At 62.0% G+C, this 26,694-nt stretch carries 25 protein-coding genes and 2 tRNA genes; 6 read left to right on the top strand and 21 right to left on the bottom strand.

What is annotated here, in order from left to right; all coding sequences use genetic code 11:
• Positions 1–27 precede the first annotated feature (27 nt).
• The 3 genes from ACR0AO_RS10345 to ACR0AO_RS10335 all read left to right on the top strand — a co-directional run bounded on the left by ACR0AO_RS10345 (position 28) and on the right by ACR0AO_RS10335 (position 2,256).
• The gene (locus ACR0AO_RS10345) at positions 28–366 is read left to right on the top strand and encodes a P-II family nitrogen regulator (protein ID WP_480603079.1); all 339 of its coding nucleotides are present in this window, start codon (positions 28–30) and stop codon (positions 364–366) included.
• A gap of 28 nt (positions 367–394) precedes the next feature.
• A complete protein-coding gene (gene amt, locus ACR0AO_RS10340; RefSeq protein WP_480603077.1) occupies positions 395–1,705 on the top strand; it encodes an ammonium transporter in 1,311 nt (436 codons plus the stop codon).
• A gap of 125 nt (positions 1,706–1,830) precedes the next feature.
• On the top strand, positions 1,831–2,256 hold the full coding sequence (locus ACR0AO_RS10335; protein WP_480603075.1) for a hypothetical protein: 426 nt from the start codon (positions 1,831–1,833) through the stop codon (positions 2,254–2,256).
• A gap of 41 nt (positions 2,257–2,297) precedes the next feature.
• On the opposite strand, the gene ACR0AO_RS10330 is transcribed toward ACR0AO_RS10335, so the two are convergent.
• The 6 genes from ACR0AO_RS10330 to ACR0AO_RS10305 all read right to left on the bottom strand — a co-directional run bounded on the left by ACR0AO_RS10330 (position 2,298) and on the right by ACR0AO_RS10305 (position 6,595).
• Positions 2,298–3,482 (bottom strand): amino acid aminotransferase, encoded by a 1,185-nt coding sequence (locus ACR0AO_RS10330; protein WP_480603073.1) that lies wholly within the window; start codon positions 3,480–3,482, stop codon positions 2,298–2,300.
• A complete protein-coding gene (sseA, locus tag ACR0AO_RS10325) occupies positions 3,482–4,336 on the bottom strand; it encodes a 3-mercaptopyruvate sulfurtransferase (protein WP_480603071.1) in 855 nt (284 codons plus the stop codon). Before sseA ends, ACR0AO_RS10330 begins: the two co-directional genes overlap by 1 nt.
• A gap of 214 nt (positions 4,337–4,550) precedes the next feature.
• Positions 4,551–4,626 (bottom strand) — tRNA-Val (locus ACR0AO_RS10320).
• Between the two features lie 73 nt (positions 4,627–4,699).
• The gene (locus tag ACR0AO_RS10315) at positions 4,700–5,833 is read right to left on the bottom strand and encodes a 4Fe-4S double cluster binding domain-containing protein (RefSeq protein ID WP_480603179.1); all 1,134 of its coding nucleotides are present in this window, start codon (positions 5,831–5,833) and stop codon (positions 4,700–4,702) included.
• 214 nt (positions 5,834–6,047) lie between these two features.
• On the bottom strand, positions 6,048–6,281 hold the full coding sequence (locus ACR0AO_RS10310; RefSeq protein WP_480603069.1) for a DUF3604 domain-containing protein: 234 nt from the start codon (positions 6,279–6,281) through the stop codon (positions 6,048–6,050).
• A gap of 237 nt (positions 6,282–6,518) precedes the next feature.
• Positions 6,519–6,595, bottom strand: a tRNA-Arg gene (locus ACR0AO_RS10305).
• Positions 6,596–6,708: 113 nt separating this feature from the next.
• On the opposite strand from ACR0AO_RS10305, the gene ACR0AO_RS10300 reads away from it, so the two are divergent.
• Both ACR0AO_RS10300 and ACR0AO_RS10295 read left to right on the top strand, forming a co-directional pair.
• Positions 6,709–7,734, top strand: a complete 1,026-nt coding sequence (locus tag ACR0AO_RS10300; RefSeq protein WP_480603067.1) for a LacI family DNA-binding transcriptional regulator — start codon at positions 6,709–6,711, stop codon at positions 7,732–7,734.
• Between the two features lie 4 nt (positions 7,735–7,738).
• Complete coding sequence (locus ACR0AO_RS10295) at positions 7,739–8,953, top strand: winged helix-turn-helix domain-containing protein (protein ID WP_480603065.1); 1,215 nt, start codon at positions 7,739–7,741, stop codon at positions 8,951–8,953.
• A gap of 10 nt (positions 8,954–8,963) precedes the next feature.
• Here the strand turns inward: ACR0AO_RS10295 and ACR0AO_RS10290 are convergent, their stop codons facing one another.
• The 15 genes from ACR0AO_RS10290 to hpaR all read right to left on the bottom strand — a co-directional run bounded on the left by ACR0AO_RS10290 (position 8,964) and on the right by hpaR (position 25,066).
• A complete protein-coding gene (locus tag ACR0AO_RS10290) occupies positions 8,964–9,881 on the bottom strand; it encodes a helix-turn-helix transcriptional regulator (protein WP_480603063.1) in 918 nt (305 codons plus the stop codon).
• 109 nt (positions 9,882–9,990) lie between these two features.
• A complete protein-coding gene (boxA, locus tag ACR0AO_RS10285) occupies positions 9,991–11,172 on the bottom strand; it encodes a benzoyl-CoA 2,3-epoxidase subunit BoxA (RefSeq protein ID WP_480603061.1) in 1,182 nt (393 codons plus the stop codon).
• Entirely contained in the window at positions 11,169–11,345 is a 177-nt protein-coding gene (locus tag ACR0AO_RS10280) for a hypothetical protein (RefSeq protein WP_480603059.1), read from the bottom strand. Before ACR0AO_RS10280 ends, boxA begins: the two co-directional genes overlap by 4 nt.
• A gap of 118 nt (positions 11,346–11,463) precedes the next feature.
• Positions 11,464–12,915: a benzoyl-CoA 2,3-epoxidase subunit BoxB gene (boxB, locus tag ACR0AO_RS10275; RefSeq protein WP_480603057.1), complete on the bottom strand. Its 1,452-nt coding sequence runs from the start codon at positions 12,913–12,915 to the stop codon at positions 11,464–11,466.
• A gap of 29 nt (positions 12,916–12,944) precedes the next feature.
• Entirely contained in the window at positions 12,945–14,606 is a 1,662-nt protein-coding gene (gene boxC / locus ACR0AO_RS10270) for a 2,3-epoxybenzoyl-CoA dihydrolase (RefSeq protein WP_480603055.1), read from the bottom strand.
• Between the two features lie 151 nt (positions 14,607–14,757).
• Entirely contained in the window at positions 14,758–15,204 is a 447-nt protein-coding gene (locus ACR0AO_RS10265; protein WP_480603053.1) for a DUF309 domain-containing protein, read from the bottom strand.
• A 2-nt stretch (positions 15,205–15,206) separates the two neighbouring features.
• Positions 15,207–16,025 carry an alpha/beta fold hydrolase gene (locus ACR0AO_RS10260; protein ID WP_480603051.1) on the bottom strand — a complete coding sequence of 273 codons (819 nt, stop codon included), beginning with the start codon at positions 16,023–16,025 and terminating at the stop codon, positions 15,207–15,209.
• Positions 16,025–17,554: a benzoate-CoA ligase family protein gene (locus ACR0AO_RS10255; protein ID WP_480603049.1), complete on the bottom strand. Its 1,530-nt coding sequence runs from the start codon at positions 17,552–17,554 to the stop codon at positions 16,025–16,027. Before ACR0AO_RS10255 ends, ACR0AO_RS10260 begins: the two co-directional genes overlap by 1 nt.
• Before the next feature lie 178 nt (positions 17,555–17,732).
• Positions 17,733–19,232 (bottom strand): TRAP transporter large permease, encoded by a 1,500-nt coding sequence (locus tag ACR0AO_RS10250; protein WP_480603047.1) that lies wholly within the window; start codon positions 19,230–19,232, stop codon positions 17,733–17,735.
• Positions 19,229–19,813 (bottom strand): TRAP transporter small permease, encoded by a 585-nt coding sequence (locus tag ACR0AO_RS10245; RefSeq protein ID WP_480603046.1) that lies wholly within the window; start codon positions 19,811–19,813, stop codon positions 19,229–19,231. The genes ACR0AO_RS10250 and ACR0AO_RS10245 overlap by 4 nt, the downstream gene beginning before the upstream one ends.
• Before the next feature lie 72 nt (positions 19,814–19,885).
• Positions 19,886–20,944 (bottom strand): TRAP transporter substrate-binding protein, encoded by a 1,059-nt coding sequence (locus ACR0AO_RS10240; RefSeq protein WP_480603043.1) that lies wholly within the window; start codon positions 20,942–20,944, stop codon positions 19,886–19,888.
• Positions 20,945–21,024: 80 nt separating this feature from the next.
• Positions 21,025–22,215 (bottom strand): 3-hydroxybenzoate 6-monooxygenase, encoded by a 1,191-nt coding sequence (locus tag ACR0AO_RS10235; protein WP_480603041.1) that lies wholly within the window; start codon positions 22,213–22,215, stop codon positions 21,025–21,027.
• Positions 22,216–22,218: 3 nt separating this feature from the next.
• Positions 22,219–22,917 (bottom strand): fumarylacetoacetate hydrolase family protein, encoded by a 699-nt coding sequence (locus ACR0AO_RS10230; protein WP_480603040.1) that lies wholly within the window; start codon positions 22,915–22,917, stop codon positions 22,219–22,221.
• Positions 22,914–23,948 carry a cupin domain-containing protein gene (locus ACR0AO_RS10225; RefSeq protein WP_480603039.1) on the bottom strand — a complete coding sequence of 345 codons (1,035 nt, stop codon included), beginning with the start codon at positions 23,946–23,948 and terminating at the stop codon, positions 22,914–22,916. Before ACR0AO_RS10225 ends, ACR0AO_RS10230 begins: the two co-directional genes overlap by 4 nt.
• A gap of 683 nt (positions 23,949–24,631) precedes the next feature.
• The gene (hpaR, locus tag ACR0AO_RS10220; RefSeq protein ID WP_480603038.1) at positions 24,632–25,066 is read right to left on the bottom strand and encodes a homoprotocatechuate degradation operon regulator HpaR; all 435 of its coding nucleotides are present in this window, start codon (positions 25,064–25,066) and stop codon (positions 24,632–24,634) included.
• A gap of 165 nt (positions 25,067–25,231) precedes the next feature.
• Here hpaR and ACR0AO_RS10215 point away from each other — a divergent pair, with 165 nt between their 5' ends.
• Complete coding sequence (locus ACR0AO_RS10215) at positions 25,232–26,647, top strand: pyridoxal phosphate-dependent decarboxylase family protein (RefSeq protein ID WP_480603037.1); 1,416 nt, start codon at positions 25,232–25,234, stop codon at positions 26,645–26,647.
• Positions 26,648–26,694: the final 47 nt, after the last annotated feature.

The raw sequence follows: 26,694 nt of genomic DNA, 5'->3' as shown, positions 1-26,694 counted from the left end.
TGGGCCGGCGTAACCGAGGGGAAAGACGTGAAACTGATCATAGCGACAATCAAGCCGTTCAAGCTTGAGGAGGTGCGCGAGGCCCTTACCGAGGCGGGTGTGCGCGGCATGATGGTAACCGAGATTAAGGGCTTTGGCTCGCAATCCGGGCATACCGAAATCTACCGGGGCGCCGAATATGCCGTGAACTTCGTACCCAAGATCAAGCTGGAAATCGTGGTGCCCGCCGAAATGGTCGAACAGATCGTCAGCACGATTTCGGCGACCGCCAAGACCGGCAAGATCGGCGACGGCAAAATTTTCGTACTGGACGTCGAACAGGCGATGCGCGTGCGCACCGGCGAAACCGACGCAGACGCGCTGTGAGCGCCGCAACCACTCAGAGGAATTCGACATGAACCTGAAAAACACTCTGCTTCCCGCCGCCGCCCTGGCCGCGCTGCCGCAAATGGGACTGGCGCAGGAGGCCGCGTCGGGAGAGGCCGCCGCACAAACGCAATTCATCCTCAACTCACTGCTGTTTCTGGTCGGCGGGTTTCTGGTATTCTGGATGGCCGCCGGTTTCGCCATGCTCGAAGCCGGGCTGGTGCGATCCAAGAACGTGACAATGCAGCTGACCAAGAATATCGCGCTGTTTTCCCTGGCGGCGATCATGTTCTGGCTGGTCGGGTATAACATCATGTACCCCGGCGAGGGAAACTGGATCATTGATGGTGTGTTCGGCGCTATCGCGCCCAAGGACATCAAGACCGATATCGACGCCGGCGGGTATTCCAACGCGTCGGATTTCTTCTTTCAGCTGATGTTCTGCGCCACGACCGCCTCGATCGTGTCGGGTACCATGGCCGAGCGGGTCAAGCTGTGGCCGTTCCTGCTGTTCGTCGTGGTTCTGACCGGGATCATCTATCCGATCGAAGCCTCGTGGCAGTGGGGCGGCGGCTGGCTGAGTGAACTGGGCTTTTCCGATTTCGCGGGTTCGACACTGGTACACGCGGCGGGCGGGTTCGCCGCGCTGGCGGGGGCGCTGGTGCTGGGGCCGCGCATCGGCAAGTACAACAGGGACGGCAAGGTTGTTCCCATCCCCGGCTCGAACCTGGCGCTGGCCACGCTCGGCACCTTCATTCTGTGGCTGGGCTGGTTCGGGTTCAACGGCGGCTCGCAATTGGCGATGGGCACGCTGGAGGATGCCGACGCGGTGGCGCAGATCTTTGCCAACACCAACATGGCTGCAGCCGCCGGTGCGGTGGCCGTGCTGATCCTGACACAGCTGATGTTCGGCAAGGTCGACCTGACGATGACGCTGAACGGCGCGCTGGCCGGGCTGGTGTCGATCACCGCCGAGCCGCTGGCGCCCTCGCTGTTCCAGTCGCTGATCATCGGCGGTGTCGGGGGTGTGATCGTGGTCTTCGCCGTGCCGATGCTGGACCGGGCAAGGATCGACGACGTTGTGGGCGCCATTCCGGTTCACCTGATTGCCGGGTTCTGGGGCACGTTCATCGTGGCCTGGACCAACTCGGACGCCTCGTTTGTCAAGCAGATCATCGGCTTTGCCGCCATCGGAGCCTTTGTCTTTGCGGTCAGCTATGCGCTGTTCATGGTTCTGAAGATGACCACCGGCCTGCGGGTGGGCGAAGAGGAAGAAATCAACGGGCTGGACATGGCCGAACTGGGGATGGAAGCCTATCCGGAGTTTTCGAAAGGCTGACCGGCACTTTCCGTGACCAACTTGCCCCGGCCCTGCGCCGGGGCTTTTTTCAATGCATCATTTACCCCTTATACTGGCCGCAACTACCTTGACTGCCAGAATTGAAACAAACCAAGGGGTGCGAAATGATCACCGAAAAAGACTATCGGCAATATATCAGCGACTTCAACGGAGCATGTGCAGGTTCAGGCATGACCCATGCCGATTTTTTTGACAAATGGTACGAACCGGACGCGGTCTTTGAATACATCCCAAAGGCAACGGTCAATCGGGGCAAGGAAATGGCCGTGAGCTTTTGGACAGGCGTTTCTGAAAAAATGCAGGAAGAGATTCAGGATCACCTGCATTTCATGAGTGACCCAACGACTATCGCGACAGAGGCGCCTATTGATTTCTATTGCAAACAGGATCTTGAATGGGTTGGTGTCGAACACAAGGCAGGCACATCATTTCGCCTGATGATGGTGGCGTTTTATGACGTGAGCGATCGCAACAAATTCAAATACGTGCGCGTCTATTCGATCTATCACCCGCATTATCAGGTAAAATGACCGCGGGCGGTATTGCCCGCCCGCAATCTGTTACCGAAAGACTAGACCCCGACGTCAACGATAGCCTTCGCCAGAATCGGCACGGTCGTTGCGTTCAGGCCGGCAATATTCAGGCGGCTGTCGCCAACCATATAGATACCATGGTCGACCCTCAGCTTCTCGACCAGTTCGGGCGCCGTACCCAGGCGCGAGAACATACCCCGGTGTTGCGCAATAAAGCCGAAACGGTCGGACCCGCTTAGGCGCTGCAACTCGTCGGCAAGCTGCTGACGCAGGCCCAGCATGGACAGGCGCACCTCTTCCAGCTCAGCGGCCCAGTCGGCACGCAGGGCGTCATCCGCAAGGATCGTGGTCACCACCCGCGCGCCGTGATCCGGCGGGAAGGAATAGTTCTGGCGGTTCAGGAATGCCAGCGTGCCCTGATTCAAGGCCGTCTGCCCCGCGTCAGCGCTGATGGCCATCAGCAGGCCGGTGCGTTCACGGTAGACGCCAAAATTCTTGGAACAGGACGCCGCGATCAGGCATTCTTTGACAGAAGACGCCACCAGCCGTGCGCCCTGCGCATCCTCTTCCAGACCGTCGCCAAAACCCTGATAGGCGATGTCGATCATCGCCACCAGACCGCGCGCATTGATCAGGTTCACGACCTCCTGCCACTGCACCATGTTCAGATTGGCCCCGGTGGGGTTGTGGCAGCAGCCATGCAGCAGCACGACGTCGCCCGCATTGGCGGTTTTCAGATCTTCGATCATGCCGTCGAAATCGACGCTGCGGGTTTCACCATCGAAATACCGGTACTGAACCGTCTCTATCCCCAGATAGTTGAGGATCGACAGGTGGTTCGGCCAGGTTGGGTTCGAAACGAAGACCCGGGCCGAGGGGTTGGCCATACGGATCATCTCGAACGCCTGACGGCAGGCGCCTGTGCCGCCCGGCGTCGCCACGGCGGCGATATTGCCGCGAGGCACGGATGAGCCCAGGATCAGGCCGATCATTGCGTCGGCATATGCCGGATCACCCGCCAGACCGGTGTAAGCCTTGGTTTCCTGTTCTTCCCAGACCCGCTGTTCGGCGGCCTTGACGGCGCGCATGACCGGGGTCACACCTTCGGCGTTCTTGTAGACACCGACGCCCAGATCGATTTTGTCATCGCGGGGATCTTCGCGATACATCTGCATCAGCATCAGGATCTTGTCCGCGGGTTGCGGTTTGAGATGTTCGAACATCAGGTCTCTCCGGTTGCGACGGGCAGGGTCGGGAAGGCACCCCATTCAGCCCAGGAGCCGTCATAAAGCGAGTGGTCTTTCTTGCCCATGCGATCAAGCGCAAGGCTGAGAATCGCGGCGGTAACGCCCGACCCACAGGTGGTGATGGCGGGTTTGGACAGGTCCACCCCGGCGGCCTCGAACACGGCGCGGCAGTCTTCGGGCGATTTCATTGAGCCATCCTTGTTCAGCAGGTCGCCGAACGGCACATTGCGCGAACCGGGAATGTGGCCCGAACGCAGCCCCTCGCGTGGCTCGGCCTCGGTACCGGCAAAGCGCGCGGCCGAACGGGCGTCGATAATCTCGTGATCGCGCAGCTTTGCCGCAGCCGACACCTGCGTGACATCACGCACCAGATGGTTCTGTACCCGCACCGTCATGTGCCGGTCACGGATAACAGGGGGCAAGTCTTCGATCTCGTGCCCTTCGGCCTGCCATTTGGGCAAACCGCCATCCAGCACCGCGACATTCTCCTGCCCCATCAGGCGGAACAGCCACCAGACGCGGGCCGCCGACATCATCCCGGCACCGTCATAAACCACCACCTGATGGCCGTCGCCGACGCCCATCGCGCGCATGCGGGACATGAACTTTTCAACCGGCGGCACCATATGCGGCAGGTCCGAGCGGTGATCGGAGATATCGTCGATGTCAAAGAATCGCGCGCCGGGAATGTGGGCTGCGTCATATTCGGATTTCGCATCCCGCCCCTGCTGCGGCAGATACCAGGACCCGTCCAGAATCCGCAAATCCGGGTCTTTCAGATGTGCGGCCAGCCAGCCGGTGGATACAAGGGTTTTCGGATCGTCCTGCATCTAAGCCCCTCCTATGCGCGCAGGAAATTCCCTATACGTGCACGCGCGCGGGTTCAAGGCAGGATGACCGTGGTTGCGCAACCGAAACTTGATTCAGCGCGGTTTTCTGGAAGCCGGCTGCGTTCCGCCCGGGATTCCGTGGGCCTGCCCGATCCCGGCTGCGGCATCACATGCCCCAGGATTCTATCTGGAGGCCATTCGCCGCAAGAAAGGATGGTGGGTGATGAGAGACTCGAACTCCCGACATCTTCGGTGTAAACGAAGCGCTCTACCAACTGAGCTAATCACCCGTCAGGGGGGGATGTAGCCAAGCCGGAGGGCGTGCGCAAGAGGGGACGCGCAAATTCTGTGCGCCAATCCGTCTCAACCTTCCGTCCGTTGCCACCAGTCTTTGGGTTTCAGCCGTACGGCCCTGCTGCTGCGCTTGTCCAGCCACAGGGCAAGCCTTCGAAACCGCGACACCGCCAGCCGCAGCCACCAGCGGTTCCGCCTTTGGCTGAAATCGCGGTTGAACGGGCAGACCCGCATACAGATTGCACAATCGGATTGCAGTCTGGCCCAATAGCCGAAACACGCATGGGCGTCCGACGTCCACTTCCGCACGCCCTGAATTGCCGACCTGTCGTCCGGCGCGCTGACCGCTTTCGGTCCGTAAGGCAGGGCCTTTACCGGGCAGGCCTCGGCGCATTGGGTGCAGATGTCGCAAAACGCCGCGATCCCCCGCGGTTTCGGCCTGTCATGCGACAAAGGCAGATTGGTGAAGATCTTGGAGAACCGCAAACGGGGGCCGAATTCCGGGGTGATCACCATCTGGTTGCGGGCATATTCCCCCAGCCCCGCCTTGACCGCATAGGGAATGACCAGCCCGGTGTCGTTCATCGAGGCGACCGCCTCGTAACCCATGTTACGAATATAGGCCGCAAGCTGGATCACGATCGCGGCCTCGTGCGAATATTCCCGTCCGGTCGCGGCCCCGGCCAGTGCCGAAGGATAGGTGGCGACCAGTTCCCGATCCATCTGATGGCCCAGAACGATGACACTGGTCAGCCCCTCGGGCAGAGCGTTTTCTGCCCCGGAGAAATCACGGACATCAACGCGCGCCGAATAAAGCCACCGCTCGTCCATATCGGTGACCCCCACCAGATCAGCGCCAAAGAACCGCCCGATCCGCCTGATTTCCGCGCTCATCATCGCCGGGTCGTCGATATCGACGCGCGCCTCGGCCACAGGCGTGTCGCAGGCTATCGGGGCCTGAAACCCTTCGCGTCTGCCGTCGGCGGCGCTGCGGTTGCTGATGATGTCCGAGATCAGCCAGCTTGCATTACGCAGCGCGAAATCCTTTTGCCGGAACCCGTCGCCCTTACGGTACGCAGCCTTCATCCGATAGCTGGCAAAGAACCCGTCCGTCTGTTTGCTGCGCACGGAGTCGTCCCAGAAAGCACGGGTGAACATGTCGTTGATCTGAGAAAACGGCTCGAATGCCCCGGTCGTCTCGATCCCCGCTTCGGCATCGCTTTCGCCATACCGGTCGCACCATTCGCGGCGCTTTTCGTCACTTGTTCCCGAATTCGACGGCCAGACCACACCAACCTACCTTCCACGAGCGTTCATCCGGCCACTCAACCACCTGAACGGCGGGATTGGCAAGTGAGTTACCCGCCGGGGCTCGGGCAGATTTCGAACTGAACTCCTTTCCCTGTCGACCGGGTTCTCATTCTTCGGGTGAATACCAGATGGGCGACGTATACGCGCGTTCCACAAGCGAAATGGGAACCTCGGGGCCGAAGGTGGCTTCTTCGAAAAGGGCCTTGTCATAGGCCGTCCAGCTCGGCGTGGGAATTTCGAAGACGCGCGCGCAATGGCACGCTTTTTTTGCCGGGTCGAAATCGGGGTCGGTCCGGACAGCGAAAAGTTCCGGCGCACCGATGGTGTTTGTCCGGGTCATGTTCGCCAATGGCAAGCGGCATCAGGTCTGTTCGAACTCGTCCGCATTTTCTGAGACCCGAGTTCTGGCCCTGGGTGGCACCAAGTAGCGAATGTTCCGTAGCATCTAAAGCCGCAACCAAATTCCTGGGGCATGAAGGCGACGCATCTGGTCATTACCGTTGCTGATTTCGTTCCGGGTGTCGTTCCGCAGATGCCTCAGATCGCCTTCACCTTCACTCTAGTGCGTTGTTTTTTCTGGCGACCCCGGCAGGATTCGAACCTGCAACCTGCCCCTTAGGAGGGGGCTGCTCTATCCAGTTGAGCCACGGGGCCGCGCCGCCCCTCTCTAACGGTCTTTTCCGGCCTTGTCATGGCCTTTGAGGACAGTTGTACAAATCAATGCGTTCGCGCTAGCATCGGGCAAAACACACAGCGCAGGTATCCATGTGACTACAGAAACAAAACGCCCGCTCACCCTTCGTGATGTCTCGGAAGCCTCCGGCGTGTCCGAAATGACGGTCAGCCGGGTGTTGCGGAACCGGGGGGACGTATCGGACGCCACGCGCACGCGCGTCCTGGCCGCCGCCAAAGAGCTTGGATATGTCCCCAACAAGATAGCGGGGTCGCTGGCCTCGAACCGGGTCAACCTGGTGGCGGTGATCATTCCGTCGCTGTCGAACATGGTGTTTCCCGAGGTGCTGACCGGCGTCAATCAGGTGCTGGAAGACACTGAATTGCAGCCGGTGGTCGGCGTCACCGACTATCTGCCCGAGAAAGAGGAAAAGGTGCTGTACGAGATGCTCTCGTGGCGGCCTTCGGGCGTGATCATCGCCGGGCTGGAGCATACGGAAGCTGCCCGCGCCATGCTCGATTCGGCCGGCATTCCGGTCGTCGAGATCATGGATGTCGATGGCAAGCCGGTGGATGCCATGGTGGGCATTTCTCATCGCCGCGCCGGGCGCGAGATGGCGCAGGCGATCCTGAAGGCGGGGTATCGTCATATCGGGTTCATGGGCACCAAGATGCCGCTGGACCACCGGGCAAGAAAGCGGTTCGAAGGATTTACCGAGGTTCTGGGCAAGAACGGGGTCGAGATCGAGGATCGCGAATTCTACTCGGGCGGCTCGGCGCTGGCCAAGGGGCGCGAGATGACGCAGGCCATGCTGGAGCGCTCGCCGGAGCTGGATTTCCTGTATTATTCCAACGATATGATCGGTGCTGGCGGATTGCTGTACCTGCTGGATCAGGGCATCGATATTCCGGGGCAGATCGGTTTGGCGGGCTTCAACAATGTCGAACTTTTACAGGGCCTGCCGCGCAAACTGGCGACGATGGACGCCTGCCGGCTGGAGATCGGGCGCAAGGCCGCCGAGATCATCGCCGCGCAGCTGGAAAACCCCGATGCCGAGATCGAAACGCGCGTCACGCTGACCCCCAAGATCAGCTATGGGGACACGCTGAAGCGGCGCTGATCCCATGGCGCTGCAACAGCTGGAGAACCGCGTGGCGCGGGCGCTGTTTCTGGACCGGCACGCCTTGCTGGAAAAGCCCAGTGGCCCGGCCAGAGGAGAGGCGTTGCTGGATCTGATCCGGCGGCTGGGCTTTGTTCAGCTTGACAGCATCAACACCGTCGCGCGCGCCCATGACCTGATCCTGTTCGCGCGGCGGCCCGCCTATCGAACGGATGATCTCAAACGGCTCTACGAACGCGACCGGGAGTTGTTCGAACACTGGACACATGACGCCGCAGTGATTCCAATGGCGTTCTATCAGCACTGGCATCTCCGGTTCGAACGAGATGCCGACTTGCTGCGGGCGCGGTGGAAGAACTGGCGCCGAGACGGCTTCGAGCAGCGGTTCGAAGACGTATTGCAGCATATTCGCGATCAGGGCCCGGTCAGTTCCTCCGATGTGGGGGCGGATGAAAAGAAGGGATCGGGCGGATGGTGGGACTGGCACCCGTCCAAAACCGCGCTGGAATATTTGTGGCGTTCAGGTGCGCTGACCGTTGTCGGACGGAACGGGTTCCAAAAGCGCTATGACCTGACCGAACGGGTGATCGAGACGCATCTCTGCCCGGGCCGTACGCCCTGCGACGCCGAGGGTACGGTAAACTGGTTGTGCAACGCGGCGCTGGACCGGCTGGGCTTTGCCACGTCGGGCGAGCTTGCCGCGTTCTGGGGCACCGTCACCTCTGGCGAAGCCAGGGCGTGGTGCGACGCAGCGACGGGGCGCGGTGATATCGAGCCGGTCGAAGTCGAAGGATCGGACGGGCGGTTGCGCAAAGTTTTTGCCCGGCCAGATGTCCTGGAACAGGCGGCGCGGCTGACGGCCGCTCCGGGGCGGATGCGGGTACTCAGCCCGTTCGATCCCGCCCTGCGCGACCGCAAACGGGCCGAGCGGCTTTTTGGATTTCACTATCGGATCGAGGTTTTCGTACCGGAATCCAAGCGGGTCTATGGATACTATGTTTTTCCCCTGCTCGAAAGTGACCGGCTGGTGGGACGGATCGACATGAAAGCGCATCGGGACAGCGGCGAATTGCGGGTCCGCGCCCTGTGGCCCGAGCGGCAGGTCAGATGGTCGGAAGCCCGCACCCGGAGGCTGGAGGCGGAACTGGACCGTGTGCGCCGTCTGGCCGGAGTGGAACGGGTGGTTTTTGCGGACGGATGGCTGCAGGAGCCCGGATAGACGCAGCGGTTCAGGTCAGAAACCCGCGTTCTTTCACCAGGGCTTTGAGCTCTTCCAGCGAAGCGTCGAGCGGCTGATCCGACGTATCCAGCCGCGCCAGGGCCTTGCCGTACAGCGCCTCGCGGCTGGTGAGGATCGATTTGAGCTGCTCCATCGCTTCCGGGTTGCCCGCCATCGGCCGCTCGTCGCCCTGGGCGCGGACGCGTTCCATATGTTCGACGGGCGAGGCGCGCAGCCAAATGGTGTGGAAGTGGTCGAGCAGCGTGTTGTAGGTTTCGGGTTCGGCGACGATCCCGCCGGCGACGGCCAGAACCATTGCGTCATGGGTTGCGATGATACGGTCAACCGCCTGCGCTTCGAGCTTGCGGTATCCTTCCTGCCCGTAAAGCGCCATGACCTCGCCAACGGGCATGCCCGCCTGCTCTTCGATCCGCTCGTTGAGCTCGACAAAGGGCAGGTTCAGTGCGGCCCCGAGCATCGCGCCAAGCGTCGATTTTCCCGCGCCGCGCAGGCCGACGAGGCATATTCTGTTGGCTCTGAGCAGTTCAACGGGGAGCGGGGTGAGTGTTTTCAGGACCTGCTGCTGCACCTCGGCATTGGCGGCGCGAAACATGTCCGCCACGCGCAAAGCTTCGGAATTCCACGGGTCATCCTCGCCCACCAGCCACTCGATCCGGTGATCGAGCGCGCTGGCGACGCGTTGCAAAAGACCGATCGAGATGTTGCCTTCGCCCGCCTCCAGCTGCGCAAGATACCGTGGCGACACGCCCGAGATTTCCGACAACACACGGCGGGGAATGCCACGGGTTTCACGCGCCTTGCGCACCCGTTCACCGACCCGCGCAATCAATGCCTCGACCGAGATCTCGACCAGATCAGCGCCGCTTTGCGCTGTGGTTTCGCCTCTGAAATTGGTGATCTCGGTCATTCTGCCTGCGTGGTCGTTTATGTGAAATAATGCACAAATTACGACGCCAGGCGGTCATGGGCAATCAAAAAGGCCGAAATGTACCGGTTTTCAGACCGGTTTTGTACAATCAGTACGTCTCGACATGGTATCGCCCTTCGCCGCGCATCCGATCGCGCAGGTCAGCCCAGTCCAGACCCAGACCGCGGGCGATATCCTTGAGCGCCTCTTCGACCCCCTGCTCCATCGCCTTGAGGCCGCAGATATAGATATGGCCGTTCGGGTTCTTCAGCAATTCGCCAACTTTTTCGGCCTCGTCCCGCAGTTTATCCTGCACGTAATGCTTGGGCTCCCCCTCTTGCCGGGAAAAGGCAAAGTGTTTGGACATGAAGCTTTCGGGCACTTTCTTGAGCGGTCCGAAATAGGGCAGCTCCTGCGGGCGTCGGGCGCCGAAGACCAGCATCAGCGACCCTTCGAGCGACGGATACTCGCGCTGCCGCCGCATGGTGAAGGCGCGGAACGGGGCCGAGCCGGTGCCGGTGCAGATCATCAGCAGATGCGCGTTGGGATCGGAAGGCAACAGAAATGTCGAGCCGAACGGACCGGTCACGGTGACCGTGTCGCCGGGTTTCAGATCGCAGACATAGTTCGAACACAGCCCCTGTTCCTCACGCTTGACGGTCAGGGACAGGTTATTGAAGTTGGGCCGCTCGCCATCGCGGGGGCTGGAAACGGAATACAGCCGGGGCAGATGGGCGTTGCCGTTGTCATCCGAACCGGGCGGAATGATCCCGATGCTTTGCCCTTCGAGAACCGGAAAGGGCAACGGGCCAAAATCCAGGATGATGTGGCGGACATCGCTGTCGCTGTCTGCGGCGGTAAGGCGGAAATTGCCGGTGACCCTGGCTTCGGCGGGTTTGCCGAGACCATACATGTTGATGGCGGGTTTCGAGGCCGATGGCGGTGCCTTGGCCTTGCCCCCTGCCCCTTTATGCGCCTCGGCCAGCAAGGCGGCGATGGCGTCATCCAGCGCCTCCAGCCCGTCGTCGCCCGTCATCTCTTCCTGTTCGGGCAGGTCCATCCAACCGTATTGATCTTCCAGCGAATAGGGCTGTGTCACCACGCGCCAGTTGTCGATGGAGCCGGTGGGGCAAACGGGAATGCAATCCATGCAGAATTTGCACTTATCCGCGTCCACCACGACATTCATGTCGTCATGTTCAATGGCCTGCTCGGGGCAGGTCATCTCGCAGGTGTAGCAACGGATACAGATTTCGGGGTCGATCAGGTGCTGCTTGAGCGGCTGGTTCATGGACTCTCGCGTTTCTTGGTCAGGATGACGTCGGGCAGAACCAGCGTGTCGATCAGGGCCATGCACAGCCCGACACAATCGGAACAGCCGACACAGGGGCATTGCAGCGCGGATACCTGACCGGCGAGCATTTCGAGATTGGGTGTCTCTGCCTTGGAGCGGTCGATCTGCATTGCGGGTCTCCCCTTCTGAACAAGCCGGGTTCCAGAGAAACGGGAAAATGCTGACTCCGTCAATCCGGATATCGTCACATTTTGTTACCGTTAATGGCACCCGGCCCGGGTTTTCGTGTCATGCCATGTGCAGTTTCACATATTCAAAGTCACCTGGGCGATTGTCGATGCCCACTTTGGGCGGCGCGATCCAGCGGGCGTATTGACCCGGCTCGTAACAGGGTTTCATCAGCGACTGGATGAAATCGCCATCGGCATGGGTTGGCAGCCAGTCAGGCAGGCCCTTGTCATATTCGGCACCGCTCACAAGCTTGCCCGTGGGATCGAACAGCTTGTCGGAGAAAACGCCGATCTTGCGGTTGAATGCCTCATGCGGCAGCGTGAGCTGGAAATCGATGCCGGATTTTTCGATGATCTTGTTCCAGCGCCCGACGCCGCCTGCGGCATCCTTGGTATAGTCGTCGCGCAGGCGCATGTTGATCGCGGTGAGCGCGGGCACCTCTTTCTGCACCGCCTTGCCGTCTTCGAGATCCCAGACGGTATAGGTGTCGGCCTGCAACTGGTGATCGTCGGTCAGGCGATTTTCCATGTAGCGCCCCTTGATGCCCGCGTTGAAGGCATTGGCGGCGTTGGTCGACACCTCTTGCCCGAACAGGTCGAGCGACAGGGTATAGTGCAGGTTCAGCTTTTTCTGCACCGTCGGCAGGTCGATCACGCCCAGCGCCCTGATCCGGCCCACGTCATAGGGATCGTCGATGCCGTTTTCCTTCATCACCTCGCAGGTTTTCTGGATGATCCGGCCAACGCCGGTTTCGCCCACGAACATATGGTGCGCCTCTTCGGTCAGCATGAAGCGGCAGGTGCGGCTGAGCGGGTCGAAGCCGGATTGGGCCAACGATTCAAGCTGCATCTTGCCGTCGCGGTCGGTGAAATAAGTGAACATGAAGAAACTGAGCCAATCGGGCGTTTCCTCGTTGAAGGCGCCCAGCATCCGTGGCGCTTCCTCGCTGCCCGACTGGCGGCGCAGCAGGTCGTCTGCCTCTTCCCGGCCGTCGCGGCCGAAATACTTGTGCAGCAGATAGACCATGGCCCAGAGGTGGCGACCCTCTTCGACATTGACCTGAAACAGGTTGCGCATGTCGTAAAGCGACGGGGCGGTCAGCGCCAGCAGGCGCTGCTGTTCCACCGAGGCCGGTTCGGTATCGCCCTGGATCACGATCAGGCGCTTGAGCAGGTTGCGGTATTCGCCCGGAACCTCCTGCCAGGCGGGTTGGCCGGCATGTTCGCCGCAGGGGATCATCCGTTCCTCGACCTGCGGGGCCAGCAGCACGCCCCAGCGGTATTCGGGCATTTTCACGTAGTCGAACTTGGCCCACCCCTTGGGGTCGACGCTGACAGCAGTACGCAGATACACCAGCGATTCCTGAAAGTCCTGCGGGATCAGCTTGTTCCACCAGTCGATATAGCCGGGGTGCCATTTTTCCAGCGCTTTCAGCACTTTCCTGTCCTGGCTCAGGCCCACGTTGTTGGGGATCTGGGTGTCGTAGCTTACGTTGATCAGGTCAAGCATGTCTTTCCTCCGCCGGGGGTCGCGGCCCCTTACACACGTTCCATATCATATTCGCCGCGCAGGCCGGTGCCGTAACGCTGCAATGCGCCTTCGGGTCCGACCGCGTTGGGACGCTGGAAGATCCAGTTCTGCCAGGCGGTGAGGCGGCCGAAGATGCGGGTTTCCATTGTTTCGGGACCGGCAAAGCGCAGGTTGGCCTCCATCCCGGTCATCGCGTCGGGCGAGAAACTGGCGCGTTCCTCCATGAAGATGCGCACCTCGTCCTCCCAGTCGATGTCGTCATAGGCATAGGTAACGAGGCCCAGGTCCTCGGCCTCTGCCGCTTCCAGCGGCTGGCCGATATGATCCCTGAGCCGGTCCAGTGCGTCCGGATCGCCCCAGAACCGTGTGGCGAGGCGGGACAGGTCATTGCCCATCGGATAGGTCCCGAAATTGCTGTCGCCAAGGGTGATCGTGGCGAGGGGGCGGTTGTCGCCCTCGAACTCGTCCAGCATCATGTAGGAGCGGTCCACGGCCCAGAGCAGTTCGGCCAGTACTCCGGCAAAGCAGGAGCCGTGTTCGACAATGGCGACCAGACTGCGCGATGTCATGTCGACACGTTTCAGCACGCGCTTCCAGTATTTCAGAATCTCGTTGGCAAGCCAGTGACCGGCATTGTCCAGAAGCAGTTGTTCATGGGCCAGCACGCGGGCCGGATCGCCCCGGGTCTGGAACACGACCAGCCCCAGTTCGCGTTCGTTCAGCCGCAGATGCAGGATGGCGTCGTCGAGTTCGCGGGCGAGACGCAGCATCCATGTCTCCGCCCCCTGCGCCAGAACGGCGTCCATGTCGGCGGGGGCGTCTTCCTGTGTCCCGTTGATGATGATCGTGGCGTGGCCCGCGCTACGGTCGACCGCAACCTCGACGCTGGAATAGGTGACCGAGCCGTCCTCGCCAAAAGTCCGGTTCAGGGGCGGGAGCGCGATGCCCTTTGGCGCCGAAGGTTTGGCCGAGGCGGCGGCGAATTCGCGGGCACGGTCCTGTACCACCTCGTCGAATTTCGAGTTGGGGGCAATCTCGTCGACCAGTTTCCAGTCCACCGCGCGCTGGCCGCGCACGCCTTCCTCGACCGAACAGAAGACGTCGGCCAGATCGCGACGCACCTTGCGCTTGTCGGTCACGCGGGTCAGGCCGCCGGTGCCGGGCAGCACCGCCAGCAGCGGCACCTCGGGCAGCGCCACCGACGAGGCGCTGTCATTGGTCAACATGATATAGTTGCATGCCAGCGCCAGTTCGTACCCGCCCCCGGCGCAGGAGCCCTTGACGGCGGCGATGTATTTCTGACCCGAGTCCTCTTCTGCCGCTTCAAACGTGTTGCGGGTCTCGTTGGTGAATTTGCAGAAATTGACTTTGTGCGCGTGGCTGGCGCCGCCCAGCATCCGGATATTGGCCCCGGCGCAGAACACGCGATCCTTGCCGGACTGCATCACCACCACCTTGACCTCGGGATGTTCGAACCGCATCCGCTGCACGACATCGGCCAGTTCGATATCTACACCCAGATCGTAGGAATTCAGCTTGAGTTCGTAACCCGGAAACAGGCCGCCCTGCTCGTCCACATCCATGAACAGATTGGCGATTTCACCATCGTACTCGACCCGCCAGTGGCGGTATTTCGAGGGGTCGGTCTGGAAGTCGATGCGTTGGGTCATTCCGGGCTCCTCAATCGGGCGATGGAGTGCAGTTTATTGCGCCTTGCAAGGCGCGGCAAGTAGAATTAGGCAAAATAATGCATACATTGCCTTCTTATATTTCAAGATATTAAATTCATTAGGCAAAAATACTCCTTTCGTCGCTCAAATTTTATGCATTATCTTGCATAAACCGAATTTGCCACCGATTCCCGATGCACCGCCGCACCATTGCCGAGGGCCTGATGCCGAGAATCATGCTCCGGCCCCGGCACCTTTGCAAATGGTCCCACGCCATTCCGGCAAGACGGGCGGCGGCCTGCGGGCGGTGCATGCGGACTTTCAGGCGGGCATTGGCGAACTGGATGCCGGCCTGTACGAAATGCCGCTCGACAGAGTTCGGCGGCAGGCTGGCCCAGACCGGCTCCCACACTTCATGGACCTCCCAGAAATACCCCCGGTCCAGCAAATCCCACCCGGCGCGCCACGCGTCCGACGCGGCGATCTGATCAACGCTCATATCCGGGGCAACGCTATCGCGGAGCGACGCGAACACACCCTCGGGGGGCCGGGCGGTCAGACCGGGAACATAAGGCGCCATGTCGCGCACGATATCCATCGTCAGGCCGGAACGACTGTGGCGGCTTCGATCCGCACGAGGCGGGCGCAGTATTCCGCCACCGCCTCCAGCGTTTCTCCGGGCGCCTCGTGATGCGGGGCGTGGCGGCAATCGAGGATCACGGTATCGACGGGGCAATAGGTGCGGGCCTCGATCTCGTCGATCTGCGCCAGGGTGCCGTATTGATCGCCGCGCCCCTGGATCGCGAGGATGGGCACGCGGATATAGTCGATCACCTCGGCCACGTTCCAGCCGGTGAATTCCGGGTTCAGCCAGACATCGCACCAGCCGCGAAACGCCCCTTCGGGGTCGCGGTGATAGCGCGCCATCCGGTCCCTCAGGTCAGTGGTACGGAATGCGTCTCGCGCGCGGGCGATCTCGGCCAGACCCATCGGCTCGGTGAAGAAATGCGGGGCCATCAGGATCAGACCACGGACACGGAAATCCTCGACACTGCCTGCATAGATCGCGGCGATGGTGGCACCGTCGGAATGGCCGAGCAGGATGCAGCGCCCGATCCCCGCCTGATCGAGGACATGCGGCAGCACATCGAGCGCTTCGTCCGTCATGAAATGGACCGGGCGCGGCAGGCTGGCCGGATCGGACTGGCCATAACCCTGCCGGGAATAGACCAGCACGCCAAGCCCGGTGCGGTCAGCCAGGGCCTGCGGAAAATCCCGCCACAGCGCGACGCAGCCCAGCCCTTCGTGCAGCAGGACGATGGTCGGCGCCTCGCCCGGCGGCGGGCCGGAACAGGCATATTCAAGCGCGACACCATTTACGATCATCGGCTGCGAAGGCATCTGGGCCCATTCGGCCATCACCCGTCCTCCCGCAGCTTGAAGCGCTGGATCTTGCCGGTGGCGGTCTTGGGCAGGTCGTCGACGAAATCGATCCAGCGGGGGTATTTCCATTTGCCGACCTTGTCCTTGACGAAGTCGCGCAACTCGTCGGCCAGCCCGTCCTCGCCCGCCTGTTTGAGCACGATATAGGCCTTGGGTTTTTCCAGCCCGTCACCATCGCGGGCCGCGACGACCGCCGCCTCGAGCACGGCGGGGTGCGAGATCAGGGCCTGTTCGACCTCGAAGGGCGAGACCCAGATGCCCGAGACCTTGAACATGTCGTCGGTGCGGCCGCAATAGACATAGCGCCCCTCGGGCGTCAGTTCGTATTTGTCGCCGGTGCGGGTCCATTCACCCTCGAAGGTGGCGCGGCTTTTGTCGCGCTTGTTCCAGTACCCGTCCGCCGCCGACGCACCGCGCACCAGAAGCTCGCCCAGCCCGCCGGGGCCGATATCGGCGCCATCCTCATCAACCAGCCGCACCTCATATCCCGGCACCGGGCGGCCCGAGGTGCCGTATTCGACGTCTCCCGGCGCGTTGGACAGAAAGATGTGCAGCATTTCGGTGGACCCCACGCCGTCGAGGATATCGACCCCCCAGAGCCGCTTCCAGCCGCGTCCGATCTCTTCGGGCAAGGCCTCGCCCGCCGAGATGCAGCGGCGCAATTGCACATCCGGCACGCCCCGGCTTTCCAGCAATGCCACGGTGGCGGCATAGAGTGTCGGGACGCCGCAAAATACGGTGGGTTTTTCGGCGGCGATGATGTCGATGACGCCCTCGGGTGTCGGGCGGCCATGGAACAGGATGGTTTCCGCCCCGACCGACATGGGAAAGGTCATCGCGTTGCCGAGGCCATAGGCAAAGAACAGTTTGGCGGCCGAGAACACCACGTCATCCGGTTCGATCTGCAGCACCTGCGCGCCATAGGTGTCGGCGGTGGCCCTGAGGCTGCCATGCACGTGGCGCACCCCCTTTGGCTGGCCGGTGGAACCGGAGGAATAGAGCCAGAAGGCGGTGTCGTCATCCGAAGCCTCGACCGTTTCGGCGGGCGTGGCGCCCTGCATGAAGTCATCGAAACTCTGCGTGCCGTCAGGAGCGGTGCCGATCACCACAACATGGGTCAGATGGGGCGATGCCTGGGCGGCGGGTTGCACCACGGGCCAGAGTTCTTCGGAAACGAACAGGCAGGTGGCGCGGCTGTCGTTGAGAATCGCGTCATAGACCGGGGTGGCCAGCAAAGTGTTCAGCGGCACGGGAATGACGCCCGCCTTGAGGCAACCCCAGAACAGCTGCGGAAACTCGATCTGGTCCAGCACCAGCATGGCGGCGCGGGCCTCGCGCGGGATGCCGGCGCGGGACAGGGCACCGGCCACGCAGGCCGAGGCGTCGGCCAGTTCGCCATAGCTCAGGCGGCGCCTTTGCCCTGCGGCCTCGCGATAGGCGGGACGGGCTCCGTCGCCCGTGTTCACATGCCTGTCCACAAAATAGTGCGCGGCGTTTCCGCTCATGCTTGGCTCCTCCCGGTGATGTCCTCGGGAAATGCGCGCGGGCGACCGGATCGGCCGGCCCACGCGCACCCTCTCCCCCTAGGGTGGCAATAATGCACTTTAAACTCACTTATGCAAGATAATGCCTAATCGAATATTGCAATCGTGCATTTTACTGCATGAGGAGGCGTGCGGCCGGTCAGCCCGGCAACAGAAACAGCGTGATCGCCGGAAAGGCGACCAGAATGATCACGCGGATGATGTCCGAGGCAACAAAGAACAGAACCGCCTTGTAGGTGTCGATCATGCGCGTGGTCCGGTCCATCGCGTTGATGATGAACAGATTCATGCCCACCGGCGGCGTGATCAACCCGACCTCGACCACGATCAGGACAAGGATGCCGAACCAGATGGCGACATATTCGGCCTCGATGCGGTTGGCCATGCCGCGGGTGACGCGGATGCCCAGCTCCTTCATCTGCTCGCGGGTCAGTTCGGCGCCAGATGCGACGGCCTCCTGAATCGAGGCCAGCATTTCCGCGCCCATGCCCTGCGGCACGCCGGCGTTGAGAACCTCACGCGCGGCCTCGGCCTGCATAGCCGCAAGCGAGACGAAATCGAAATCCATCGCCGAGATCACCGGAAAAAAGATTGGGATCGTCAGCAGGATCATCGACAGGCTGTCCATCAGGCAACCAAAGACGAGGTAGAAACACAGGATCAGCGCCAGCACGATCCACGGCGAGAAACCCTGGCTGACGACATAGTTCGACAGCTCCTGCGGTACCTGGGTGAGGGCGAGAAAGCCGTTATAGAACCCCGCCCCCAGCACGATGAAAAAGATCATCGCGGTGGAACGCGCCGTGACGGTAAAGCTTTCGGCCAGCGACGCCAGCGTCAGGCCGCCATTGAAATAGGCGATGACGCCGGTGCCGAGCGCGCCCACCGCCGCGCCTTCGGTCGGTGTGAACCAGCCCAGATAGATGCCCCCCACGACAAGCCCGAAAACCAGCAGGACCGGCCAGACCCGGATCAGCGCCGCAAACCGTTCGGTATAGGGCACCGGCGGGCGGGTTCCCGCGCTTTCGGGATAGAGGCGGACATAGACCGAAATGGCGATGACATAGCCCACCGCCGCCAGAATGCCGGGGATGAAGGCGGCGAGGAACAGTTTTGCGATATTCTGCTCGGTCAGGATGGCATAGATCACCAGAACGACCGAAGGCGGGATCAGGATGCCCAGCGTCCCGCCCGCCGCCAGCGTCGCGGTCGAAAACCCGCCCGCATACCCGTATTGCTTGAGTTCGGGCAGCGCCACGCGGCCCATCGTGGCCGCCGTCGCCAGCGACGAGCCGCAGATCGCGCCGAACCCGGCACAGGCGCCGATCGAGGCCATGGCCACCCCGCCCCGCTTGTGGCCCAGCCAGCCCTCGGCGGCCTTGAACAGCGCATTCGACATGCCGCCCAGCGTCGCGAAATGCCCCATCAGCAGGAACATCGGCACGATGGTCAGCGAATAGCTGGAAAAGGTCGTGTAGGTTTCGTTCTTGAGGCGGGCAAAAGCGACCTGAGTGCCGTCGGTGACGAGAACAAGACCGACAAATCCCACCAGAAACATCGCGAGCCCGATGGGCACGCGCAGAAAGATCAGCGCCATCAGCGCCGGAAACGAGGCAATCCCGATCTCAAGCGTGGTCAATGGGTCGCCTCCATCTCGTCCAATATCAGGACACGGCCGGTAAAGAACTCATAGATTCGGATGCAGGCCATATAGACCCCGACCACCGCGGCCGCGAAAGACGCGACGAAACTGAGCGCATAAGCCCACCAGATCGGGAATTGCAGCAGGAAGGTGGTTTCGTGATATTCCCTCTTGCTGAGCATCCCGTCGAACAGTTTCCAGGCAATCAAGATCAGAACGGCGGCAAAGACGATCTCGGTCACCATGCGCAGGAACCGGTTCACGCGCGCGGCAAAAAAGTTGGTGAGAATATCGACCGAAGCATGTCCTGCGGTGATCTGGCAGAGCGGCATGAAACAGAAGATGGCAAAGGCGACGCCGGCCTCGACCAGTTCGAAATCGCCATTGACCGGACCGATGCCGATGCCGATGGCCCAATCCGAAAAGCCGGGCGCGAGGCCCTGCATGAAATCGCCGTGGAAAATGCCGTTCAGCGAGCGGCCCAGAATGGACACGCAGGTCAGCAGGATCAGGACGCTCAGAACGATCCCGCCGATGATGGCCAACGTTCTGGCCAACCCCATCATCAATTTATGCATTGGTCCTCGATCTTTTGCGGAGGCCGTTGAATCGCGGCGCCGGGGCGCCGCGACCGATTGCGAATGACCGGATCAGTTGGTGTATTCCGGCGTGTATTTCTCGATCAGCATCTGCGCCTCGTCGAGCAGCGCCTGACCATCCTTGCCCTTGGCCTCCATGTCGGCGATCCATTCGTCATAGATCGGCTGCGCCAGGGCGCGCCATTGTTCGACACCGGCTTCGTTGACGGTAATGATGTTGTTGCCCAGATCCTCGGCCACAACCCGCGCCGGGCCATCGGCATCGGCCTGGGTGCCACCCGCGAAGACCGAGAATTCAAGACCCGAATTGTCGTCGATCACCTTTTTCAGGTCATCTGGCAGGCTGTCATACTTGGCCTTGTTCATTGCCAGAACGAAGGTCAGCGTATAAAGCGCGCGGCCCTCGAACTCGGTGTGGTTCTCGACCAGTTCGGGCACTTTCAGCGCAGTGGTCACCTCCCACGGGATGGTGGTGCCGTCGATCACGCCCTTGGACAGGCCCTCGGGCACCGCCGGAACGGGCATGCCGACCGGGGTCGCGCCCAGCTTGGTCAGCAGCGAGTTGACCGAACGCGAGCCGCCGCGGATCTTCATGCCCTGCAGATCGTCGGGGTTTTCCACCGGATCGGCGGTATGGATCATGCCGGGGCCATGCACCCATGTGGCAAGGATATGGACATCCTTGAACTCGTCATCCTTCATGTGCTTTTCGAACATTTCCCAATAGGCGCGCGACACGGCGCGGGCATTGGTCATCATGAAGGGCAGTTCGAACACCTCGGTCGAGGGGAAGCGGCCCGGCGTGTAGCCGACCACGGTCCAGACCACGTCGGCCACGCCGTCGATCGCCTGGTCCATCAGTTCGGGAGGCTTGCCGCCCAGTTGCATCGAAGGATAGCGTTCGACCTTGATACGGCCGTCCGAATCCTTTTCGACATTGTCGGCCCAGACATCCAGAACCAGTTTCGGCACGTTGGCCTGCGCCGGCAGGAACTGGTGCAATTTCAGCGTCACCTCCTGCGCCAGCGCCGTTCCCGCGCCAAAACCGGTGGCCAGCGCCGCAACGGCCGCGCCGCCGATGACGCCCAAAAGCGTTCTCCTATAGGTCATGTTTTCCTCCCTTTGACCCCTCATTTAAGCAATATAATGCCTACATCTTTGCGCAATGCAATATATTGCTCACTCCTTGCTCAGGCGGACACCGTACCCTCAAGGCCGGTGCTGCCGTACAGCCATTCGACCGCATCGTACCACTGGTCCGGGGTTCTGGCGCTCATCATCGCGTTTCGCAGCGCCGCATGCGCCCCGGCAGGGTGATAGATGTGGTCTCCGATTTCCCGAGACTGCAACTGAACACGGGCTGTGCGCAAGCGTCGTCTTTCCTGATAGGCGCCTAAAACCCCGTCCACTTCGCCTCCGGCCTCGAAAAGCGCCGATAAACAAACCGCATCTTCCATTGCCATGCAGGCGCCCTGGGCGAAGTATTGCAGCATCGGATGCGCGGCGTCGCCCAGCAGCGCCACGCGCCCGTCGGTCCAATCCATGACCGGGTCGCGGTCGCACAGCACCCACAGTTTCCAGTCGCGGCCCCGCTCGATCACCTGCCGGGCCTGCGGGCAGACATGTTCAAATCCCCGGCGCACCTCGTCATGGGTGACCGGCTCTCCTGCCACCGGCTCGGGCGCGTCATTGTGACAGGTCACCACGAGGTTGAAGCTTTGCCACCCCGACAGCGGGTAATGCACGATATGGCACTTGGGGCCGGCCCAGAGCGTGGCGGCGTTCCAGCGCAGCTCCTCGGGCATGTCCGCCGCCGGTATCACCGAACGGAAGGTGGTGTGCCCGGAGACCCGCGGCGGCCCGTCGTCGCGCATCTGCGCGCGCACTTTCGACCACAGCCCATCGGCCCCGATCAGCGCCGCACCCTGAACGCGGATGCCGTCGTGAAGGACAGCCGAAACGGCGGCGCCGTCCTGCTCATAGCCCTGAACGGCGCTGTTGGTACGCAACTCGACCAGCGGGTGATCCCGGCAGGCCTTCAGGAACACGCCATGCAGCTCGCCCCGGTGCACCACCGCATAAGGATTGCCCATCCGGGCGCGGAATGCAGCGTCCAGCGGAATGCGGGTGATTTCGGCCCCCGTCACCGCATCCATCAGGCGCAGGTTGTCGATATAGACCGCCATCGCCCGCGCCGCGTCACCCACGCCGAGAAAGTCGAAGGCGTGAAAGGCGTTCGGGCCAAGCTGGATGCCCGCCCCGATCTCGCCGAACCGGGCGGCCTTTTCCAGAACCAGAACCCGCCGCCCCCGCTGGGCGAGGCCGATGGCCGCCGCCAGCCCGCCGATCCCGCCACCTGCGATGAGGATTCGGTCGGGCATGGGTCACTCGGCCTCGGACAGGGTCAGTTCGATCGGGTCCAACCCGTCGATCCCGCCTGTGATCATGTCCCCCGCGACCACCGGCCCCACGCCCGCCGGGGTGCCGGTCAGGATCAGGTCGCCGGGGCGCAGGTGATAGAAGCGGGACAGATGGCTGACGATTTCGTCGATCTTCCAGATCAGTTCAGACAGCGTGGCGTCCTGACGGGATTCGCCATTCACCTGAAGATGAATGCGTTTGCTGTCATCCGGCGACCAGTCGCCCGCCCTGGTCAGCGGCGCAAAAACGGCGGCGTTTTCCACATCCTTGCCCAGATCCCAGGGACGCTGCTTGTTGCGCTCGCGGATCTGCAGATCGCGCCGGGTCATGTCCAGCGCGCAGCCATAGGCATAGACCGCCTGCCACGCCTCTTGCGGTGTCGCCCGGAACACCGGTTTGCCGATGGCCAGTGCCAATTCCATTTCATAGTGAAAGTTCTCGGTGCCCGGCGGATAGGGCACTGTCGCGCCCGTCAGGATGGCGTTGGGCGCGGATTTGGTGAAATAGAACGGCGCTTCGCGATCGACCTCGTTGCCCATCTCGGCGGCATGGGCGGCATAGTTCCGGCCCACACAGAAAATCCGGCCGATGGGATAGGTGGCGGTTTCGCCAGTGACCGGGATGCCGGGGATGGGAGGAAGGGTAAACAGGCTGTCGCTCATCGCGGGCGCTCCTCGTAATAGCCAAGTTTGTCCTGCAGGGGACGGTCGTGAATGCGGATCAGAAAGGCCTCGGTTGACGCCCTGTGGGAAATGTCGGCAAAGACCGGCGCGGTGAAGGTGTCTTTTGGCCCCCATTGCACCGTTTCGCCGTTGATCGAGGTCTCGCCCTCGCCGCCGACAACATGAAAGGCGCAGGAGGACGAGCGGAAGGGCGGCGTGTGGCGCTCGCCCTTGTTCAGCATCATCGCGGCGAAACCCAGGGTCGGCAGCACATCTTCGCCGGATTCGGGGTTGATATAATCCAGTTCGGCCACGCCGTCGCCACAGGCCGCCATCCGGCGCAGGGCGGATTCGGTGCGGTTCCAGGGAAAGCGCATCATCGGGTAGCGGCGCGCACCCTGCCCCGGTCGCCGCGATGGGGCCAGACCGGCGGCGCTGTATTCGACCTGACTGGCGTCGGGGCGGTTGCGCTGCGCCTGCAATTCACCCTCGATTGCATAGGAGCCTTCGAGATAGACGAACAGCGGCAGGTCCAGCGCGTCCAGCCAGACGACGGGCGCGTCGCCGTCATGGCCGTGGTCATGCCACTCACCGCCGGGTGTGAGCACCAGATCGCCCGCCTCCATCGGCAGCCTTTCGCCATCGACCACGGTGTATCCACCGGTGCCTTCGACGACGATCCGGACGGCGGAGGGCGTGTGCCGGTGCGCCGGAGCCTTTTCGCCGGGCAGCAGCAGTTGCAGCCCAAGATAGATTGTCGAGGTCGCTTGCATCGCACCGACGCCGCGTCCGGGATCTGACAGCACCAGAACCCGGCGTTCGGCCCGTTCAACCGGGGTCAGTTCCCCTGCGCGCATCAAAAGCGGGCGTACCGCGTCGTAGTTCCAATACCCCGGACGGGTGACCGGTTGCGGCGCGCCATGCGGAAGCACATTGCGCATCATCGGCCACAAAGGCGCGACGCCCGCGCGTTCCATATCGTCGCGATAATCCTGCGGCAGGTCTTCCAGCGTTCCCAGTTCCCGTGACACGGCACCCTCCCCCAAACGCGTGTTGCACAAGATGTTATCTTATGAAGCAATCGGCCCGGTGCAAGGCTGGCCGGGCGGAAATGCCAAAGCGTTCGCCGATTCGCTGACACCGCGCGTCACGCACCGCGTATCACCGGAACTCAAGGAATGCGCAGGCGCACATCTCGCGCTGGAAGGATGCGCGACGGCGAACGTAAACGTGATCAAAGAATTTTCGTGCCATTGGCTTGGCAATCGGTATATGCGGGCTACTTGTCAGCCTAGAGATGGAACCGGGCCGGGCCATTTCCCTGCTAAGGTGCGCGGCGGGGCGGTCAATTTGCCCAGATCCACTGACAATTGGGGCGGCGAATCCCAGTCAAAAAACTTTCGGGACATGAAGGAACATGGCCACTCACGCATGTGGCGGCACAGGAATGCTTCAGGGCACACCCATCAGAGAACCCGCACCCAAGCTTCTCTGTGGAATGGGCGGCCTCATTTCAGGCCATTTAAGCCCTGTTGCAGAGGCTGGATTCCGGTTTCGGCCGGGAACATCCGGCCTGTGGTCAGGCCAAGTAACCAGTATCATCCTGGCCACCCCGCCGGAGATAGCCCCCCTTGTCTCCGGCGGGACCTGCGGGGGGCGATTTCCGGCAAACGGGACGTGAAGGAACCGGCAGTTTTTTCGGGCCGTGTTCCGCTCACTCGTCCATGTCGTGCAGTTCGTTGAGCAAATCCAGCAGGGTCTCATAGCGTTCCGCCCCCATCTGGGCGCGGATGCGCTCGGAGGCTCGGACACTGGTGTTTAGGTTTTCCGCGATGATCTGGCGCCCCTTGTCGCGGATGCTGATGACCTGCTTGCGGCGGTCATGGGCGTCGGGGCGCCGCTCGATCAGATCCTTTTCCTCGAGCTTTTGCAGAATGCGCGTAAGGCTGGGCAACAGTAGGCAGGCGCGGTCGGAAATCCGCGTGGGGTCCTGCGGGCCCTCTTCCTGCAGCACCCGCAACACGCGCCATTGCTGTTCGGTGATGCCGACATCGGCCAGCATGGCGCGGATCGGGCCCATCACCCTCTCACGCGCGCGCAGCAATGCGATCGGCAGGGATCTTGACGTTAGCGGCAGGTCTTGACTCATAAAGGAATCCTTGCCGAATTTCCGCCGGTTAGCAACCGATCAGTGACCTGCGGTAAGGGACAAATTGGCTCATTTACTTCACTTGTTAATTATATATCATGGCATGGTCTATGAATTGGCCCATGGGTGCGGGTAAATATGAGGCCCGGCAGAACGGAGTAGGCGATGAAGTGGGATGAATTTGGCGCATGGGGCCGCAAGGCGGCAGACTGGGCGCAGGATTATCATTTGACCGTTGCGGACCGCCCGGTGCGCGCCCGGTCCGAACCCGGCGATATTCTGAACGCGCTGCCTGCGTCGCCGCCGGAGCAGCCCGAACCGATCGAAAAGGTATTTCGTGACTTTGAAGAGGTCGTGATGCCCGGCATTACGCATTGGCAGCATCCGCGGTTCTTCGCCTATTTCAACTCGAACGCTTCCGCCCCGTCGGTTCTGGCCGAGTTTCTGGCCAGTGCCATCGCGCCGCAATGCATGCTGTGGCAGACCTCGCCGGCGGCGACCGAGATGGAAACGCGGATGATGGACTGGCTGCGGCAGGCGCTGGGTCTGCCCGAAGGATTTGCCGGCGTCATTCAGGATTCCGCCTCGTCCGCCACCCTGGCCGCGGTGCTGACCATGCGTGAAAAGGCGCTGGCCTGGCAGGGCAACCAGCGGGGGCTGTTCGCGCAAGAACCGCTGCGCGTCTATTGTTCATCCGAGGTTCATACCTCGATCGACCGGGCGATCTGGGTCGCAGGGATCGGGCAGGATAATCTTGTCCGCATCCCGGTCAGGGGCGACTGGCGTGGGATGGACCCCGAAGCGCTGGAGGCCGCGATCGAGGCAGATCTGGCCGCCGGGCATCACCCGGCAGGCGTGATCCTGTGCGTTGGCGGCACCGGCACCGGGGCGACCGACCCGGTGGAACGCTGTCTGGAAATCGCGTCGAAATACGGTCTTTACAGCCATGTCGACGCCGCCTGGGCGGGTTCGGCGATGATCTGCCCTGACTATCGTCATTACTGGACGGGTGTTGAACAGGCCGACAGCATCGTCTTCAACCCGCATAAATGGCTGGGCGTGCAGTTCGATTGCTGCGCGCATTTCCTGAAGAACCCCGACGACCTGGTGCAAACGCTGGCGATCAGCCCGGAATACCTCAAGACTCATGGGCGTGACGGGATCGTCAACTATTCCGAATGGTCGGTGCCGCTGGGCCGCCGGTTCCGGGCGCTGAAGCTGTGGTTCGTGATCCGCGCCTATGGGCTGGAGGGGCTGCGCCAACGGCTGCGCAATCATATCGGCTGGTCGCGCAGGTTGCATGACCGGCTGGCGGCAGAGCCGGATTTCGAGATCGTGACCCCGCCGATGTGGTCGCTGTGGACCTTTCGCTATGTCCCCGAAGGCGTGACCGATCCGGATGATCTGAACCTGCGGCTGGTGAACGCGATCAACGACGATGGCCGCATCTATCTGACCCAGACCCGCGTCGACGGTGATCTGGTGATCCGCTTTCAGGCGGGTCAGTTCGAAACCTCCGAAGCCGATGTGATGATGGCCTTTGACGTGATCACCGAAATCGCACGCGCCCTGACACCCTGATGGACACGGGCCGCGAATGGCCTAACCTGTCCGGCAACCCAAAAGAC

This window comes from Ruegeria sp. AF8, from assembly GCF_056541825.1.
This window is presented reverse-complemented; position numbering and strand designations above follow the sequence as displayed.